Genomic DNA, 15,185 nt, shown 5'->3' with positions numbered 1-15,185 from the left:
ATTCTCGCATCGCCAAGTGCTATTCATCGCCCATCACGAAAGGAACACCCATGCTCACTTGTATCATCCAGTACCAGATCGACCCGACCAAACGCGCAGCCTTTGCCGAATACGGCGACCGCTGGGGCCAGTGCATCCCCCGCTGCGGCGCGGACCTTGTGGGATATTTCGCACCCCACGAAGGATCATCAACCTTGGCCTATGGCATCTATCACATTGAAAACCTTGCCGCTTACGAGGCATATCGCGCCCGCCTCGCCGCTGACCCGCTGGGGCAAGAGAATTACCTGTTTGCACAATCCGAGAAATTCATTCTCAAAGAAGACCGGACATGGCTCAGGAACGTGTCCAAGCCAATGGGAGGTCCCGCATGATCGCAGTCATCTTCGAAGTCTGGCCCAAGCAGGGCCATCGCACGCCCTATCTGAACCGCGCGGCTGCGCTGAAACACCATCTCGCGGACATTCCCGGTTTTATTTCGGTCGAACGGTTCGAGTCGCTTATGGAACCGGGCAAGCTCTTGTCCCTGTCGTTCTGGGAGGACGAAGCGGCACTCGAACACTGGCGCAAATTGCCGGACCACCGCGACGCTCAGGGCGCGGGCCGCGACATCCACTTTGACAATTACCGCCTGCGCGTGGCGGGCGTGATCCGCGACTATGGCATGACCGAACGGGACCAAGCCCCGGCCGACAGCAAGGCGTTGCATGACCGCTAGCGCCAATATCACGTGGTCCAGCTGGGCCATGGTTGCCACGCTGGGCCTGACCTGGGGTGGCACATTTCTGGTCACGGAAATCGCGCTGACCGGCATCACGCCGTTTTGGCTGGCTGCCGGTCGGATTGGTTTTGCCGCCGTCTTGATGATCATCATCTGGCGCGCTCTGGGGCTGCGCCTGTTTTCCGCACCTGCATCGCGTAGCACCCTGCTGGCCGTCATCGCCATCGGCGGGTTCAGCACGGCCATCCCTTTCATGCTGCTGGCATGGGGTCAGCAATATGTCACTGGCGGGTTTGCGGGGGTTTCCATGGCCTCGGTCGCGCTGATCGTCCTGCCCCTGTCGCATTTCTTTGTCCCCGGAGAGCGGATGACCTGGCGGCGGACGCTGGGCTTTGTGATCGGCTTTGTCGGGGTATGCATTCTGATCGGCGGGCAAGCCTTTGAAAGCTCCGGCGCATCGCTGGAAACAGCGGGGCGGCTGGCCTGTGTCTCCGCCGCATGCTGCTACGGCATCAGTTCGGTGTTGATGCGCCGCCTGCCCGCGGTGGATCCCATCGGCCTCTCCACCGTCCTGCTGCTAATCGCCGCCATTATCACCATCCCGCTCGCAATCATCATCGAAGGGCCGCCGCCGCGCCCCGACACCCAAACCCTTGTGGTGATTGCCTTTCTCGGCCTGATCCCCACCGCAGCCGCCAATATGCTGCGCGTTCTGGTGATCCGCAGTGCGGGCCCTGTGTTCATGTCCTTGACGAATTATCAGGTGCCGTTGTGGTCGGTGCTGCTGGGCGCTTGGTTCCTTTCGGAACCCCTTCCGCCCAGTCTGTTGCTGGCAATGAGCCTGATCCTTGTTGGTGTCGGGCTCAGCCAATATGGCGCGCTGCGACGGCTCTTCCGCCGCAGCGATGCGCCTTAGTACTTGCCCAGCTTCATGCGGGTTTTGTCCAGCACCTTGCCATTGGCATCGACAGCCTTGACCACGGCCTCATAGGTGTTGCCGCGCCCACCGGAACAGGGCGGCAGATAGCCGGGTGAGGCATAGTTCCCGGTGCTCTTGGCCGCCGCGATCAGCTGAACGCCCTTGGGCATCCGCGCGGACATGCCCGGCACCGCCGGGAAACTGCCCGAAGTCCCCTTGACCGCATACCCGATTGTCCCGTGACCGCCGTTGCGCGACAGCGGCTTATAGCTCTTGTCGTTGTACTCGACGATCAGCCAAACGGCACCGGCTGGAATGCCCGTGGCCTGAAACGGAGGTGTCGATCCCTTGCCCCCGTCAAGGACGCAGTTCTGACCTGCGGGCACCTTCTTGCCGTCCCAGGGCGACGATACCTGGGCCTTCAAATCGGCAAAGGCGGCACCCGCGCTCAGGGCAAGAATGGAAAGGGAAAAGGAAACGATCTTCATTGTGCGTACTCGGTTTTATTGACAATACGCCAACCCTACAGAAACCCAGTGCAGGCGCGTCAAGAAGAAACCGCAGATTCAACAGCCTGCACAACGTGGTCGACGCTGGCCGTCAACACGGCTTCGTCCTCGCTCTCGGCCATCACACGGATCAACGGTTCCGTGCCGGACTTGCGGATCAGCAACCGGCCATTGCCGTTCAACTGCCCTTCGGCATCTGCAATCGCCGCCTTGACGCTGTCCATCTCCAGCGGCGTTTGCCCAGCGGCAAAGCGCACGTTCTTGAGCAGTTGCGGCACCGGATCGAATACGTGCAGAACCTCGCTCGCGCGCTTGCCCGATTGCACCAGTTCCGCGAGGAATTGCAGCCCGGCCATCAAACCGTCGCCGGTTGTGGCATAATCCGTCATCACGATATGGCCCGACTGTTCACCGCCAAGGTTGAAACCACCCTGCCGCATCCGTTCCACCACATAGCGGTCGCCAACACCGGTGCGTTCCAGACCCACACCATGGCCCTGCAGAAACCGCTCAAGCCCCAGGTTGGACATGACAGTCGCCACCAGCGCGTTGCCCTTCAACCGGCCCTCGGCGGCCCAGCGTGCGGCCATCAGGCCCATGAACTGGTCGCCATTACCGACGCGTCCCTTTTCATCAAGCAGGATTACCCGGTCCGCATCGCCGTCCAGGCAGATGCCCACATCGGCACCATGCGCCACCACCGCCTCGGCGGCGGTTTGCGGGTGCATTGACCCGCAGCCCTTGTTGATGTTGTGGCCGTTGGGATCGACCCCCACCGGAATGACCGTCGCCCCAAGCTCCCATAGCGCCTCTGGTGCGACGTTGTACGCGGCACCGTTCGCGCAATCGATTACAACCTTCAGCCCATCGAGCCGCATCTGCCGGGGAAAGGACGACTTGACCCGCTCCACATAGCGATAACGCCCGTCATAGACGTGTTTCGCGCGGCCGATCTCACCGGCGGCGACCGGCTCAACCCCATCATCCACCAGCCGTTCAATCTCGGCCTCTGCCGCATCGCTCAGTTTGAAGCCATCAGGGCCAAAAAACTTGATCCCGTTGTCATGGGCGTGGTTATGGCTGGCCGAGATCATCACGCCGAGATCGGCGCGCATCGACCGGGTCAGCAGGCCCACGGCCGGGGTCGGCACCGGGCTGAGAAGCAGAACATTCATGCCCGTACTGGTCAGGCCAGCGGTCAACGCGTTCTCGAACATATATCCGGACAGGCGCGTGTCCTTGCCGATCACCACGCGGTGCACGCTGTCACCGTCGCGGCGGAAATATCGCCCGACTGCGGCGCCGATCCGCAACGCGATCTCTGCTGTCATGGGGCTTGTATTGGCTGTGCCGCGCACGCCGTCGGTACCGAAAAGCTTGGTCATGCCTCAGGATGTGCCACAGCCGCGCGCCATAGTGCAATGGCTTGTGCATGATCGGCCACATCATGCGCACGGATGATCTGCACCCCCTGCCCCAGCGCGGCCAGCGCGACGCCGACAGATCCCGGCCCGCGGTCGGCAGCATCGGGCACATGCGCAAGCGTCCCGATGAACCGTTTGCGCGACACGCCCAGCAGGATCGGCACACCCAGCCCGTGAAACAGGCTGATCCGCTGCAAGAGCGCAAGGTTGTGATCCAGCGTCTTGCCAAAGCCGATGCCCGGGTCGGCAATGATCTGTCCCCGGTCAATCCCGGCCTCCACCAGCGCCGAAATCCGCCTATCCAGAAAGTCATAGACGTCCAGCAGAACGTCGTCATAGCGCGGATTGTCCTGCATGGTCTGCGGATCGCCCTGCGCGTGCATCACGCAGACTGGCACACCGCGCGCCGCACACAGGGGTGCAAGACCCGCATCAAAGGTAAAGCCCGACACGTCATTGACCAGCGTGGCACCTGCGTCCAGCGCCGCCTCCGCCACCGCCGCCTTGCGCGTATCGATGGAAATGGGGGGCTTCACGCCCGCCTCCCGCAGGGCGCGGATCACCGGGGCCGTGCGTGCGATCTCTTCCTCTACCGGCACCAGTTGCGCGCCGGGGCGCGTCGACTCACCGCCCACGTCGATGATCTGCGCGCCATGCCGCACCAATGCCTGACCATGCGCTACCGCATCCGCCGTCCCGCTGTGCTGTCCCCCGTCCGAGAAACTGTCCGGCGTGGTGTTGAGAATGCCCATCACCTGCGGGGCAACCACGCCCTCGGAAAACCGTGCAAGGTCTTCCTCCGGCAAGTCCTCCAGCCCGACAACATACGGGTCCGCATCTCGCGCCAGCACCTCGACTTGTGTGTACCAGCATGCCCCGAACCGCCGCGCGCCTTGGGGCCGCGCGGGCCCCACCTGCATCAACGGGCGCAGATAGCGCATGGGTCTAAAGGGTCTCTTGGCTGGCGGGTACAGCGCGGACCGTGACCGGCGCCGCCGCGGGCGCATCCGCGCCGATCACCAGCATTTCTCGCGCATCGAACGTGGCCGCAAACCAGCAGGCCAACGCAACCGCATCCGCCCCCTTGGCCGACGGCCCGTCAACCGCATCCAGCACGATCTTGGACGGTGCCCAGACACTGATCTGCCCGTTGCGCATCGCCCAGTCGAGCTCGGTCCTGGTGTCGACCACCTTGCAGCGTGCATCGCGCGCGGCCAGCACCCACGCATTCTGCTCAATTGCCAGCAAATCCACGCGGCGCTGCGCCAGCGGATGGCCTGCCTCAGGCGCGGGCTGATCACCGGGCCCCACGCAGAAGATCAGCGGGCGGCCCATTTGTTCAAGCTGATCGATCCAGCCACTCAGGTTCTCCGACGCGATGGCCGCATTGGACAGGAACACCAGTTCGGGGTGCAGCACGTCTTCTTCGATTTCGGTTGCGCTGACGGGCTGTGCCGCGTCGCGGCTGCGCACGATTTCCACACCCAGAGCGCCCGGACCCCGGTCGAGCTTTTCGACACGCACGAAGGTTCGCACCGCCTGCGGCTCCATCAGAATGCGGTCCGCCACTCGTTCGGCCAACGTCTCCAGCAGATTCAGCCGTTCCTCGGCCAATTCAAATGCGATGGCCTCCGTCACCTTGTCATAGCTCAGAATACGGTCCACATCGTCATCGATCGGACCGGTCAGCGGGCGCACCTCGACCACGATGTTGAAACAGATGCGCTGCGTGACCCCGCGTTCGGCCTGAAACGCCCCGATCTCGACATCAACCGTATGCTCGCGCACCGAGATGCGGTCCAGCGGCTCGGCACTGGCGGTCGCCGCAGCGCGCTCCGATGGATGGGCGAATGCAAGCCGGATTTCAGACGCCATCAACCATGTCCTTTGCAAGCGGGTCAGAGCCGCACTTCTAACGTCGCGGCCAAATGAGGGACAGGGGCAAAGGCGTCGCCTTTGGGCGCAAAAACGTCAGTTCGACGCGGTGCGGAACGTGTGCCGGTAGAAGATGTGCACGCCGATCTTGGCGGTCTTGGTATAGACCCGCGCCCAGTTAGGGCGAACAGCCGTGGTGTGGTAATGCGTGGCCCCGTTCGTCAGGTCCGGCGCACGACCGTCCAGAACCGTGCGCGCGACCTTGCCCACTTGCGCAAAGGCGCGCGGCTCGTGGATCGTCTCGGGCGCACCGTCGCAGGTATAGGTGAACTGGCATTGATACTTGCGGCCCGTACCCTGATTGATCACCCCGCAAACCGAAGACGGAAAGCGCGCGCTTGCCACCCGGTTCATGATCACTTCGGCCACGGCGAACTGGCCCTTGACCGTCTCGCCGCGCGCTTCGAAATAGAGCGCCTCGCTCAGGCACCGCCACTGTGCACCGCCCGACGCATTGGGCTGTTCGTTCAACCAGCTGCGGGTAAAGGACACCTGAGACGCTTCGGCCGGTTCGGACAGGAATTCGCTCAACCGCTGCGGAGGGACCGCGTTCAACCCGCGTTCCTCGGCTTTTTGCAAAGCGTTTGCCGTGCTGTCCACCGATGTCTCCGCCGTGGCAAGGCCACCCGAAAACGCCAAAAGCGCCAGCGCAGCAGCGCCTTTCAGAATCCGTTGCATGAAAACCCCAGGTTTCTTTCGATCTGGGGCATGTAGTCAAAAAATGCTGGTTCGTCCAGTTTTTGCCCAATGGCTGGGCACATACCCGCCATGCACAAGCGTATGCAACGTTGATGCACACGCCCATAAAGTGTGCCGGATCGGGGGACCTACCCTATCTTGTGACCAATCGCCAACTGGGCTGCGGCTAAACGTGCCACCGGAACACGGAACGGGGAACAGGACACATAGTCGAACCCGGCATTGCGACAAAAGGCAATCGATTCGGGATTGCCGCCATGCTCCCCGCAGATCGACAGCGTCACGTCGGGCCGCGCGGCGCGGCCACGTTCGGACCCAAGTTGCAGCAATTCGCCCACCCCGTCGATGTCCAGCGTGTGGAACGGATCCTCCACGAACACCCCCTGACGGACGTAATCGGACATGAACCGGCCCGCGTCATCGCGGCTGAGCCCATAGGTCATCTGGGTCAGATCGTTGGTGCCGAAACTCAGGAAACTGCAATGCTGCGCGATCTCTCCGGCGCGCAGCGCGGCACGCGGGGTCTCGACCATGATGCCCAGACGATAGGTGAACTCGGCCCCCATCTCAGCGGTCACGGCAGCGGCTACGGCATCCACATTGGTGCGCACCAGCTCGACCTCGCGCTTGGCGCTGACCAGCGGGATCATGATCTCGGGCACCACCGGATCGCCATCACGGCTGGCCTCTACCGTGGCCTCGAAAATCGCGCGCGCCTGCATCTCGTAGATTTCCGGCACGGTCACACCCAACCGCACGCCGCGCAGGCCCAGCATGGGGTTGTATTCCATCATCGCCTCGATCCGCCGGGTCACGTCCGACAGGGGCAGATCCAGTGCGTCGGCCAACTCGCGCTGGCCGTTCCGGTCGGTGGGCAGAAACTCGTGCAGGGGCGGGTCAAAGAGGCGTATGCACACCGGCTGGCCCTGCATGATGCTGAAGAGCTGGATGAAATCCGCGCGCTGCATCGGCAGCAACCGGTCCAGCACGGCGCGTCGGTCGTCGCTTGTCTCGGCAAAGATCATCTCGCGCATGACCGTCAGCCGCCCGGCCTCAAAGAACATGTGTTCCGTCCGGCACAGCCCGATGCCTTGTGCTGCAAAGTTGCGGGCGGTCTGCGCGTCGGCAGGCGTGTCGGCATTGGCACGAATATCGATGTCGCGTTCGGCATCGGCCCAGTCCATCAGGTCTTGGAACGCGTCGTCCAGCGCGGCCTCCTGCATGTTTGGCGCGCCCATCAGAATGGTGCCGTTGGTGCCATCAACCGTCACCGTCTCGCCCGCGGAGATGACGCGTCCGTCGTCAGTCACCAATTGCCCGCGGCGCGTTTGAAACCGCATATTGCTGACACCCACCACGCACGGCAGGCCAATGCCACGCCCGATCACCGCCGCGTGGCTGGTGATGCCCCCGCGCTCGGTGATCACCGCCTTGGCCGCATGCATGCCGCGAATGTCCTCGGGCGAGGTTTCGCGCCGCACGAGGATGCAATCTTCGCCGCGAGACGCGCTGGCCTGCGCGTCCGCGGCCGAAAACACCAGCCGCCCCGTGGCCGCCCCCGGGCTGGCGGCAATGCCCTGACCCAAAACGTCGCGCTTGGCGTGCTTGTCCACCTGCCGGTGCAGCAATTCGTTCAGGCGGTTGGGTTCGACCCGCATCAACGCCTCCTGGCGCGGAATGATCCCGTCGCGCGCCAGTTGCACCGCAATCCGCACAGTCGCCCTCGACGACCGCGCCACGCGCACCCCGTCAAGGATCCGCAAGGCCCCGTTCTCAATGGTGAATTCGACCTGCATTTCCTCACGCAGCTTGGTGCGCATCAGGCGGGCGTGATCGACCAGTTGGGCGAAGCACTCAGGCACCTGCTCTTCAAGCGACGGGCCGCGGCTGTCGCGGGTGATATATAGGCTCGACGCGTCGCTGCGCAGCGCGTCGCGCCCCTGGCTCTGACGCAGGTAGCGCCCGGTGATCTGCGGCTTGCCTGTCTGCGACGACACCAGCTGCAAGACGCCTGCCCCGCTTTCGCCCTGACCGATGCCAAAGACCATCTGCTGCACCACGAGGCCCAGGCCCGCATCCGCAGGCGCGCCCTTGGCCTGCCGTAAAAGTCGCGCAGAGGTCCCCTCCCACGCACGCGCCATGGATTTCAGAACACCGGCCAGTTGCTCAGCACGCGTGGTCGGAAAGGCCAGCTCGGTCTCGTCTTCATAGGCGCGCAAGACCTGCGCCATCGCCTCCGGCCCCTCGCCCGCGATGTCGTCGAACATGTCAGGATCAAGCCGATCCACATGGATCGCATAGCTTTGCACAAAGCGGGTATAGAGCGCCGAGGCCGCATCCGGCCCCAACGTGCCGCAGAGAACTTCGTAGCGCGCGTCGTTCATCCCGATGTTCAGGATCGCGGACGGGCCGCCCCAGTCCGGGTCCTCTGACGATGGTCGCACGCACAACAAGGCATCGTCCGGAAACTGCCGCAGGATCGCGTCGATATCGGGCAAATGCCCGCTGGCAATCGCGTGAACCGCATCAAAGGACAGCGCCACGGTGGTCGGCACCGGCAGCGCCAGCCGCGCCAACCGCTGCAAACACTTGGCCCGCCCCCCATGGGTCGCCGTGGCGATTGGGGCGGTGGGTGTCACCAGCGTGGTATTCGGATTATTCTGCACTGCGGCGTTCCTCTCGCGGCGCAGCATAGACTGTCGCATTGACGTGACAAGTGTTGATGTCAGGTTCGTCACGGGTCAGGGGGCGCCGCCCCCGTCGCGTGCCGCGACTCCCCCGAGGTATTTGCAGCGAAAGGAAGGGGTTATCCGTCGATCTTGGACAGGTCCGCCACGGATAGGCACAGCGTCCGGATGCGGCTGAGCAGGTTCAGACGGTTGCGGCGCACGGTTTGCGCGTCCGTGTTGATCTGCACCGCTTCGAAAAACGCATCGATCGGACCGCGCAGCGCTGCCATCGCGGCCATGGCAGTCGCGAAATCCTGTGCGTCCATAGCGGGCACAATTCGGGCATCCGCCTGATCCAACGCGTCAAAGAGTGCGCGTTCCTCGTCTGTTTCTGCGTATTTCCGGTCCGCGCCAAAGGAATATTCCACCCCGTCCGCCGCCTCGGCCTGGCTTAGGATGTTGTTGGCGCGCTTGAACCCCTGGATCAGGTTTTCGCCGTCATCCGTGGCCAGCGTCGCGGAAAGCGCTCGCGCACGGTTGACCAAGAGCGTGAGATCATCGTTGCCCTCCATCGCGATGCACGCATCAATGACGTCATGACGAATGCCCTGATCGCGGAGATAAACTTTCAACCGGTCGTGGAAGAAGGCCAGCAGGTTGTCGGACCACGCGTGTGGGCCAAAGGTCCCGCCCAACGGCAGTGTCAGCCCGTTGTCCAAAATCAACCGGATCACCCCCAGCGCCGCACGGCGCAGGGCAAAGGGATCCTTTGACCCGGTGGGTTTTTCATCAATCGCCCAGAAGCCTGTCAGCGTGTCCAGCTTGTCCGCCAGCGCCACGGCGACAGAGACCGGCGCGGTCGGCACCTTGTCCGAGGGGCCAAGGGGCGAATAGTGATCCTCTGCCGCCGCCGCAATGGCCGCATCGCGGCCTGATGCTTCGATGTAATAGCGCCCCATAAGCCCTTGAAGTTCGGGGAATTCATAAACCATTTCAGAGCTCAGATCCGCCTTGGCCAGTCGTGCGGCCTCTTCGGCCATGTCTGCATCCGCGCCGACCACGGGCGCCAGGTCACGCGCCAGCGCTGCAATGCGCCCGATCCGGTCGGCTTGCGATCCAAGCCTGTTGTGGAACGTCACGTTTTCAAGCGCTTGCGTCCAGATGCTCATGTCCGACTTGGCCACGCGCAGGTCGTTTTCCCAGAAGAACTTTGCATCCGCCAATCGCGCGCTCAGCACCTTTTCGTTGCCCGCAAGAATGGTCGCGCCATTGTCCGCCGTCTCGCGGTTGGCCACGGTGACAAACCGTTCGATCTGACCACTCTTGGGATTTCTTACAGAAAAGAACTTCTGATGCTCTTTCATCGAGGTTTGCAGAACCTCGGCTGGCAAGTCCAGAAAATCGCTCCCAATTTCCCCCATCAGCACCACGGGCCATTCCACCAGACCCGCAACTTCGGCCAGCAGGCCCGCATCTTCGACCACCCCAAGCCCAGAGGCAAAGGCCGCATTGGTCGCATCATGCCAGATGGTCTCAGCCCGCGCCTGGCTGTCCAGCACCACAAAGGATCGCTTCAGTTTTGCCTCGTAATCCTCGAAAGACGTGACCGAAAATCGGCCCGGCGCCATGAAACGGTGGCCTTCGGTCGTGTCGCCAAAGGCGATGCCGTCCACGTCACCCGGCACGACCTGCGCGCCTGCCTCGTCGGCAAGGATGCACAGGATCGACTGCAACGGGCGCACCCATTTCAACGCGCCGCTGCCCCAGCGCATCGACTTGGGCCAAGGGAAATCGCGCACCGTCTGCGCCAATACTTCGGCGATGATGTCCGCCGCAGGGCGGCCCGGTTTTTCAATCACCGCGAACAACACATTGCCCTTGGGCGTGGGCCGCGTCACGACCTGATCACGGGTCAGGCCCGCGCCGCGCAGGAACCCTTCGATCGCCTTTTCCGGCGCGTCGGCACGCGGCCCCTTGCGCTCTTCACGTAGGGTGGGCGATTCGCCCACCACGCCCTCGACCGTCAGGCACAACCGCCGCGGCGTGGTGAACGCCGCCGCCGAGGCATAGGTCAGCCCCGCCTCTACCAGACCATCCGTGATCCGCTTTTGCAGATCCTCACCGGCACGTTTCTGCATCCGCGCGGGGATTTCTTCGGAAAAGAGTTCGATCAGCAGGTCAGGCATTATTCAGTGTCCCGTCTCGGGCATTCTTCGCCCACAATCGTTCCGTCATAGGCTTTTTCGCCGCAATCATTCAGCTCGTGCCAGATATAGCCACGCCCGTCCTCGGTGATCGCGACAATCCGGTCCACGCCGAAATGCACGTTCTTCTGGCCGAGAAAAGTCAGCGCGGTTCCCGCCTCAATCTCTGCGCCCAACGCTTCGGCGTTAAAGCACTCGAACCAGGGCGGCGCGTTTCGCGGTGTCACAGGTTCGAGACCGACAAAGGTCTCGGTCAGCATGGCCAGCGACGCCTCTGTTTCGAAGCAGGCGCGGAACCGGATCGGCGAGCTGTCGGCGTCGATGGCCTGCAATACATGAACGAGCAGCGGCTCGGGCACGCCGGATACAATCGACACCATTTCGATCTCGTTCGGAACGTCAAAATCCACGTCCTCGTAAAAGCCATAGACTTGCAGGTAATAGAGACCTGCGCCCGCGATGATGCCAGTGAGCAAGAGGATAATTCCTATGATTTTTCCGCTCATGCGTCTTGCCCAAAGCAAAGGACATTGCCGTCCGGATCGGTCACTTCGATTTCTCGCATGTTGTAGAATGTGGTTTCCGGGCCTTTGAACGGCTGCTTTAGCGTTGTCAGCTTGGCGATCATCGCATCCAGATCGGGGCAGTAGAAATACCCGCGCCACCCGTCCCAGGCCGCCTCCGGCCCTTCCCAGCTGTGCAGAAAGACGCGCGCGCCACCGGCCACGAAAATGCCAAAGCCTGTCACCGGCTCCCCCGCCTCGTTCACCACGTCGAACCCCAGTACGTCCATGTAAAACGCCTTGGCCCGTTGGTAGTCAGAGACGCGCAACACAGGGGTCGCATTCAGGTAAGTCATGCCGCGCCCTCCGGGGTCCAACCCCCGGCCCGTGTCTGCACAAACGCATCAGCACATTGTTTGGCCAGCGCCCGCACGCGACCGATATAGGCCTGCCGTTCCGTGACAGAGATCACGCCGCGCGCGTCCAGCAGGTTGAACATGTGCGACGCCTTGATGCACTGGTCATAGGCCGGATGCGCCATGACGATGCGCTTGCCGGTCTTGGGGTCGACGTGGTCCTGGCTCAGGATCTTCTCGCATTCTGCCTCGGCCTCTTCGAACTGGCGCAGCAGCACGTCGGTGTTGGCCACGTCGAAATTCCAGCGGGCATATTCCTCTTCGGTCTGCTTGAAGATGTCGCCATAGGTCAGCGGAATGGGCGTTTGCGGGTCGTTAAACGGCATGTCCATGACGTGATCCACGCCAAGGATATACATCGCCAGCCTTTCGAGCCCATAGGTCAGCTCGCCCGAGACAGGGTGGCAATCATGCCCGCCCACCTGCTGGAAATAGGTGAATTGCGACACTTCCATCCCGTCGCACCACACTTCCCAGCCAAGGCCCCACGCGCCCAGCGTCGGGCTTTCCCAGTCATCCTCGACAAAGCGGATATCGTGCAGCGCCATATCCACCCCGATCGCCTCGAGCGAGCCGAGGTACAGGTCCTGCAGATCCGGCGGGCTGGGTTTGATCAGCACCTGGTACTGATAGTAGTGCTGGAGCCGGTTGGGGTTCTCACCGTACCGCCCGTCCGTAGGCCGCCGCGAAGGCTGCACATAGGCCGCGGCCCATGGCTGATCACCCAGCGACCGCAGGGTCGTCGCGGGGTGGAACGTACCCGCCCCCACTTCCATGTCATATGGCTGCAATATGGCGCAGCCCTTCGTCGCCCAATATGTCTGAAGCCGCAGGATGATTTCCTGAAACGAACGCGGGGTCGAAACGGTGTCGGACATGGGGCACGGACCTTTGGAAGATGCGCGCCTTTCCTACGGCCCACCCCGAACGAGGTCAATTGCGCGCGAGGTCTCTTTTTGGAGGTATTCCCCCATTTTCATTGCAGCGGTTTCCTGCTTATCTTTGGCCGAACAAAAATGGGCACAAAGACCAATCAAGGGGATGTCGGGTGATTATTAGAAAACTGGCGCTGGTGTGGGCGGTTCTGGTCATGACGGTCGGGGTCGTGCGGGCCCAGACAGAGACCGTGTGGATCCAGGTCGAAGCACAGCCAAGCCTGGCCACGGCAACCCAGCGGGCGCAGGACTATGCGGCCGAATTGCCTGATGTGAACGGATTTTCGCTGGGCGGTGGCTGGTATGGCATCGCGCTGGGCCCCTATGCCCGGTCTGACGCCGAACAGGTGCTGCGCGTCTACCGCGCCGAGGGCGTGATCCCGCGCGACAGCTACATCGCCCTGCCCTCCAGCTTCCGCCAGCAGTTCTGGCCCGTGGGTGCAAACGTGCTGGACCGCGGCGTGGTGCAGGCGCCCGCAACGGCCACCCCGGCGGCCCCGGTGATCGAAACTCCACCTGCCGACGAAACCCCCGCCCAGGCCCAGCGTAGCGAACGCGAACTGTCCCGCGCGGAACGCGAGGCACTGCAAGTCGCGCTGCAATGGGCGGGCACCTACCAGGGCGGCATCGACGGCGCCTTTGGCCGTGGCACACGCAACGCGATGGCCGCATGGCAGGAACGCAAGGGCTTTGACGTCACCGGCATCCTGACGACGAAACAGCGCGCCGTGCTGCTCCAGGATTACAACTCCGTCCTTGATGGTCTCGGCCTCGACACCGTGCGCGACGACACCGCAGGCATCGAAATGCTGCTGCCCACAAATGTCGTCAGCTTCGAGAAATACGAATACCCCTTCGCCCATTACACCCGATCAGGCGATATCGACGCGACCGTCCTGCTGATCAGCCAGGCAGGCGACCAGACCACGCTCTTTGGCCTCTATGACATCATGCAGACGCTGGACGTGGTGCCGCTGGACGGCCCGCGCGACCGCAAGAACAGCTCGTTCGTGCTGGTGGGCGAGGACGCCAACCGCGTCTCCGAAACCCGCGTCGCTCTTGAGGATGGCATGATCAAGGGGTTTACCCTCGTGTGGCCCAGCGGCGACGAGGAACGCCGCACCCGCCTGATCGACCAGATGGAGCAGAGCTTTACCCGCCTCGCAGGCGTGATCCCGCCCGAGGCCAGCACGGGCGAACAGGCCATCGATCTGGTGGCGGGTCTGCAAGTGCGCAAACCGCGCCTGTCGCGGTCGGGCTTTTTCGTGGATCGGCGTGGCACGGTCATCACCACCGCCGAAGCGGTGCAGAACTGTACCCGCCTGACACTGGACACCGAAACAGAAGCCGAGCTGACGGTCGTCGATGCCGCGCGCGGTGCCGCCGTGCTCAAACCCAAGACCGCGCTTGATCCGCTGGCCGTCGCCCGGTTCAGCGACCGCGCGCCGCGCCTGAACTCCGAGGTCGCCGCCGCGGGCTACAGCTTCGAAGGGGTGCTGGGCGCGCCGTCGATGACCTTTGGCACGCTCAACGATCTCAAGGGGCTGGCGGGCGAACCGGACCTGGCCCGCATCGCGATGGATACGCTGCCCGGCGATGCCGGTGGCCCGGTACTGGACGCCGGGGGCGGTGTGCTTGGCATGCTCCTGCCAGAAACGCAGTCGGGGCGCGCCCTGCCTGCGGGTGTGCGCTTTGCCCTCGACCGCGAGGCTCTACAGGATGTGCTGGCACAGGCCGGCATGGCCGCCGGTATCACCAACAGCAGCACGCCGATTGACCCCATCGACCTCACAGGCGAAGCCACAGGCATGACCGTGCTGGTCAGCTGCTGGGATTGACGGCAATTCGTTAAAATCCGGCGCAAGACACCGCTGGCCGTTAGCCCGCTGTTAACGGCCAAAAGACCATTGTGACACCGAGGCGTGGGAGCGCTGTCAACGTCATCAGTGATCGGAGTGTGTCATGTTCAAGTTTATTCTCAAATCCACCGCAATGGTCGCAACCGTCGGCATGGTCATGGGCCTCGCGGCCCCCGCCAGCGCCGCAGTTGTCAAGCCGCCCGTGTCCTATCAGGGCCAATGGTGGGTGCATCCGCTGGGCTGTGAATACAGCCGTGCGGGCCGTCCGGGCGAAACCATGTGGTTCCTCATCATCAACACCCGCAAAAAGGGCTGCCCAAGCTATATCGCAGGCACCACATGGGGCGGTATCTACCGGGCCGAAGGCTCAAAAATGTAAGCGTACTCCGTCA

Annotated in this window: 15 protein-coding genes; 5 read left to right on the top strand and 10 right to left on the bottom strand. The window is 63.1% G+C overall.

Annotated elements, in window-relative coordinates; genetic code table 11:
- Positions 1 to 50: 50 nt before the first annotated feature.
- The 3 genes from Q0949_RS14370 to Q0949_RS14360 are packed head-to-tail and all read left to right on the top strand — an operon-like array spanning position 51 to position 1,637.
- The gene (locus Q0949_RS14370) at positions 51 to 374 is read left to right on the top strand and encodes an NIPSNAP family protein (RefSeq protein WP_299373558.1); all 324 of its coding nucleotides are present in this window, start codon (positions 51 to 53) and stop codon (positions 372 to 374) included.
- Positions 371 to 718, top strand: coding sequence for an antibiotic biosynthesis monooxygenase (locus tag Q0949_RS14365; protein ID WP_299373555.1), 348 nt, complete (start codon positions 371 to 373; stop codon positions 716 to 718). The genes Q0949_RS14370 and Q0949_RS14365 overlap by 4 nt, the downstream gene beginning before the upstream one ends.
- On the top strand, positions 708 to 1,637 hold the full coding sequence (locus tag Q0949_RS14360) for a DMT family transporter (RefSeq protein WP_299373552.1): 930 nt from the start codon (positions 708 to 710) through the stop codon (positions 1,635 to 1,637). Before Q0949_RS14365 ends, Q0949_RS14360 begins: the two co-directional genes overlap by 11 nt.
- Here Q0949_RS14360 and Q0949_RS14355 read toward each other — a convergent pair.
- The 10 genes from Q0949_RS14355 to Q0949_RS14310 all read right to left on the bottom strand — a co-directional run bounded on the left by Q0949_RS14355 (position 1,634) and on the right by Q0949_RS14310 (position 12,877).
- Positions 1,634 to 2,128, bottom strand: a complete 495-nt coding sequence (locus Q0949_RS14355) for a hypothetical protein (RefSeq protein WP_299373549.1) — start codon at positions 2,126 to 2,128, stop codon at positions 1,634 to 1,636. The genes Q0949_RS14360 and Q0949_RS14355 overlap by 4 nt on opposite strands.
- 59 nt (positions 2,129 to 2,187) lie before the next feature.
- Entirely contained in the window at positions 2,188 to 3,534 is a 1,347-nt protein-coding gene (gene glmM, locus Q0949_RS14350; protein WP_299373547.1) for a phosphoglucosamine mutase, read from the bottom strand.
- Entirely contained in the window at positions 3,531 to 4,514 is a 984-nt protein-coding gene (gene folP / locus Q0949_RS14345; RefSeq protein ID WP_299373544.1) for a dihydropteroate synthase, read from the bottom strand. The genes glmM and folP overlap by 4 nt, the downstream gene beginning before the upstream one ends.
- 4 nt (positions 4,515 to 4,518) lie before the next feature.
- Entirely contained in the window at positions 4,519 to 5,448 is a 930-nt protein-coding gene (locus tag Q0949_RS14340; protein ID WP_299373541.1) for a dihydroneopterin aldolase, read from the bottom strand.
- Between the two features lie 96 nt (positions 5,449 to 5,544).
- A complete protein-coding gene (locus tag Q0949_RS14335) occupies positions 5,545 to 6,186 on the bottom strand; it encodes a cell wall hydrolase (RefSeq protein WP_299373538.1) in 642 nt (213 codons plus the stop codon).
- A gap of 149 nt (positions 6,187 to 6,335) precedes the next feature.
- A complete protein-coding gene (locus Q0949_RS14330) occupies positions 6,336 to 8,900 on the bottom strand; it encodes a putative PEP-binding protein (RefSeq protein WP_299373535.1) in 2,565 nt (854 codons plus the stop codon).
- Positions 8,901 to 9,013: 113 nt separating this feature from the next.
- Positions 9,014 to 11,062, bottom strand: a complete 2,049-nt coding sequence (gene glyS, locus Q0949_RS14325) for a glycine--tRNA ligase subunit beta (protein ID WP_299373532.1) — start codon at positions 11,060 to 11,062, stop codon at positions 9,014 to 9,016.
- A complete protein-coding gene (locus Q0949_RS14320; RefSeq protein WP_299373529.1) occupies positions 11,062 to 11,586 on the bottom strand; it encodes a DUF6446 family protein in 525 nt (174 codons plus the stop codon). Before Q0949_RS14320 ends, glyS begins: the two co-directional genes overlap by 1 nt.
- On the bottom strand, positions 11,583 to 11,939 hold the full coding sequence (locus tag Q0949_RS14315; protein WP_299146239.1) for a glyoxalase superfamily protein: 357 nt from the start codon (positions 11,937 to 11,939) through the stop codon (positions 11,583 to 11,585). The genes Q0949_RS14320 and Q0949_RS14315 overlap by 4 nt, the downstream gene beginning before the upstream one ends.
- The gene (locus tag Q0949_RS14310) at positions 11,936 to 12,877 is read right to left on the bottom strand and encodes a glycine--tRNA ligase subunit alpha (protein WP_299373527.1); all 942 of its coding nucleotides are present in this window, start codon (positions 12,875 to 12,877) and stop codon (positions 11,936 to 11,938) included. The genes Q0949_RS14315 and Q0949_RS14310 overlap by 4 nt, the downstream gene beginning before the upstream one ends.
- A gap of 170 nt (positions 12,878 to 13,047) precedes the next feature.
- Here Q0949_RS14310 and Q0949_RS14305 point away from each other — a divergent pair, with 170 nt between their 5' ends.
- Complete coding sequence (locus tag Q0949_RS14305) at positions 13,048 to 14,772, top strand: serine protease (RefSeq protein WP_366524037.1); 1,725 nt, start codon at positions 13,048 to 13,050, stop codon at positions 14,770 to 14,772.
- Between the two features lie 124 nt (positions 14,773 to 14,896).
- Complete coding sequence (locus tag Q0949_RS14300; RefSeq protein WP_299373524.1) at positions 14,897 to 15,172, top strand: hypothetical protein; 276 nt, start codon at positions 14,897 to 14,899, stop codon at positions 15,170 to 15,172.
- Positions 15,173 to 15,185: the final 13 nt, after the last annotated feature.

The sequence above is a fragment of the uncultured Tateyamaria sp. genome (assembly GCF_947487805.1).
In the GTDB taxonomy this organism is placed as follows: domain Bacteria; phylum Pseudomonadota; class Alphaproteobacteria; order Rhodobacterales; family Rhodobacteraceae; genus Tateyamaria.
Note: the sequence above shows the minus strand (reverse complement) of the source record. Positions and strands in the feature narration are given on the sequence as shown.

What these genes read in the sequence shown, in the direction of transcription:
- glyS (WP_299373532.1), bottom strand. Translation starts at nt 11,062, where the DNA reads ATGCCTGACCTGCTGATCGAACTCTTTTCCGAAGAAATCCCCGCGCGG.
- glmM (WP_299373547.1), bottom strand. Translation starts at nt 3,534, where the DNA reads ATGACCAAGCTTTTCGGTACCGACGGCGTGCGCGGCACAGCCAATACA.
- Q0949_RS14365 (WP_299373555.1), top strand. Translation starts at nt 371, where the DNA reads ATGATCGCAGTCATCTTCGAAGTCTGGCCCAAGCAGGGCCATCGCACG.
- Q0949_RS14335 (WP_299373538.1), bottom strand. Translation starts at nt 6,186, where the DNA reads ATGCAACGGATTCTGAAAGGCGCTGCTGCGCTGGCGCTTTTGGCGTTT.
- Q0949_RS14315 (WP_299146239.1), bottom strand. Translation starts at nt 11,939, where the DNA reads ATGACTTACCTGAATGCGACCCCTGTGTTGCGCGTCTCTGACTACCAA.
- Q0949_RS14310 (WP_299373527.1), bottom strand. Translation starts at nt 12,877, where the DNA reads ATGTCCGACACCGTTTCGACCCCGCGTTCGTTTCAGGAAATCATCCTG.
- Q0949_RS14300 (WP_299373524.1), top strand. Translation starts at nt 14,897, where the DNA reads ATGTTCAAGTTTATTCTCAAATCCACCGCAATGGTCGCAACCGTCGGC.
- Q0949_RS14330 (WP_299373535.1), bottom strand. Translation starts at nt 8,900, where the DNA reads ATGCTGCGCCGCGAGAGGAACGCCGCAGTGCAGAATAATCCGAATACC.
- Q0949_RS14340 (WP_299373541.1), bottom strand. Translation starts at nt 5,448, where the DNA reads ATGGCGTCTGAAATCCGGCTTGCATTCGCCCATCCATCGGAGCGCGCT.
- Q0949_RS14370 (WP_299373558.1), top strand. Translation starts at nt 51, where the DNA reads ATGCTCACTTGTATCATCCAGTACCAGATCGACCCGACCAAACGCGCA.
- Q0949_RS14360 (WP_299373552.1), top strand. Translation starts at nt 708, where the DNA reads ATGACCGCTAGCGCCAATATCACGTGGTCCAGCTGGGCCATGGTTGCC.
- Q0949_RS14355 (WP_299373549.1), bottom strand. Translation starts at nt 2,128, where the DNA reads ATGAAGATCGTTTCCTTTTCCCTTTCCATTCTTGCCCTGAGCGCGGGT.
- folP (WP_299373544.1), bottom strand. Translation starts at nt 4,514, where the DNA reads ATGCGCTATCTGCGCCCGTTGATGCAGGTGGGGCCCGCGCGGCCCCAA.
- Q0949_RS14320 (WP_299373529.1), bottom strand. Translation starts at nt 11,586, where the DNA reads ATGAGCGGAAAAATCATAGGAATTATCCTCTTGCTCACTGGCATCATC.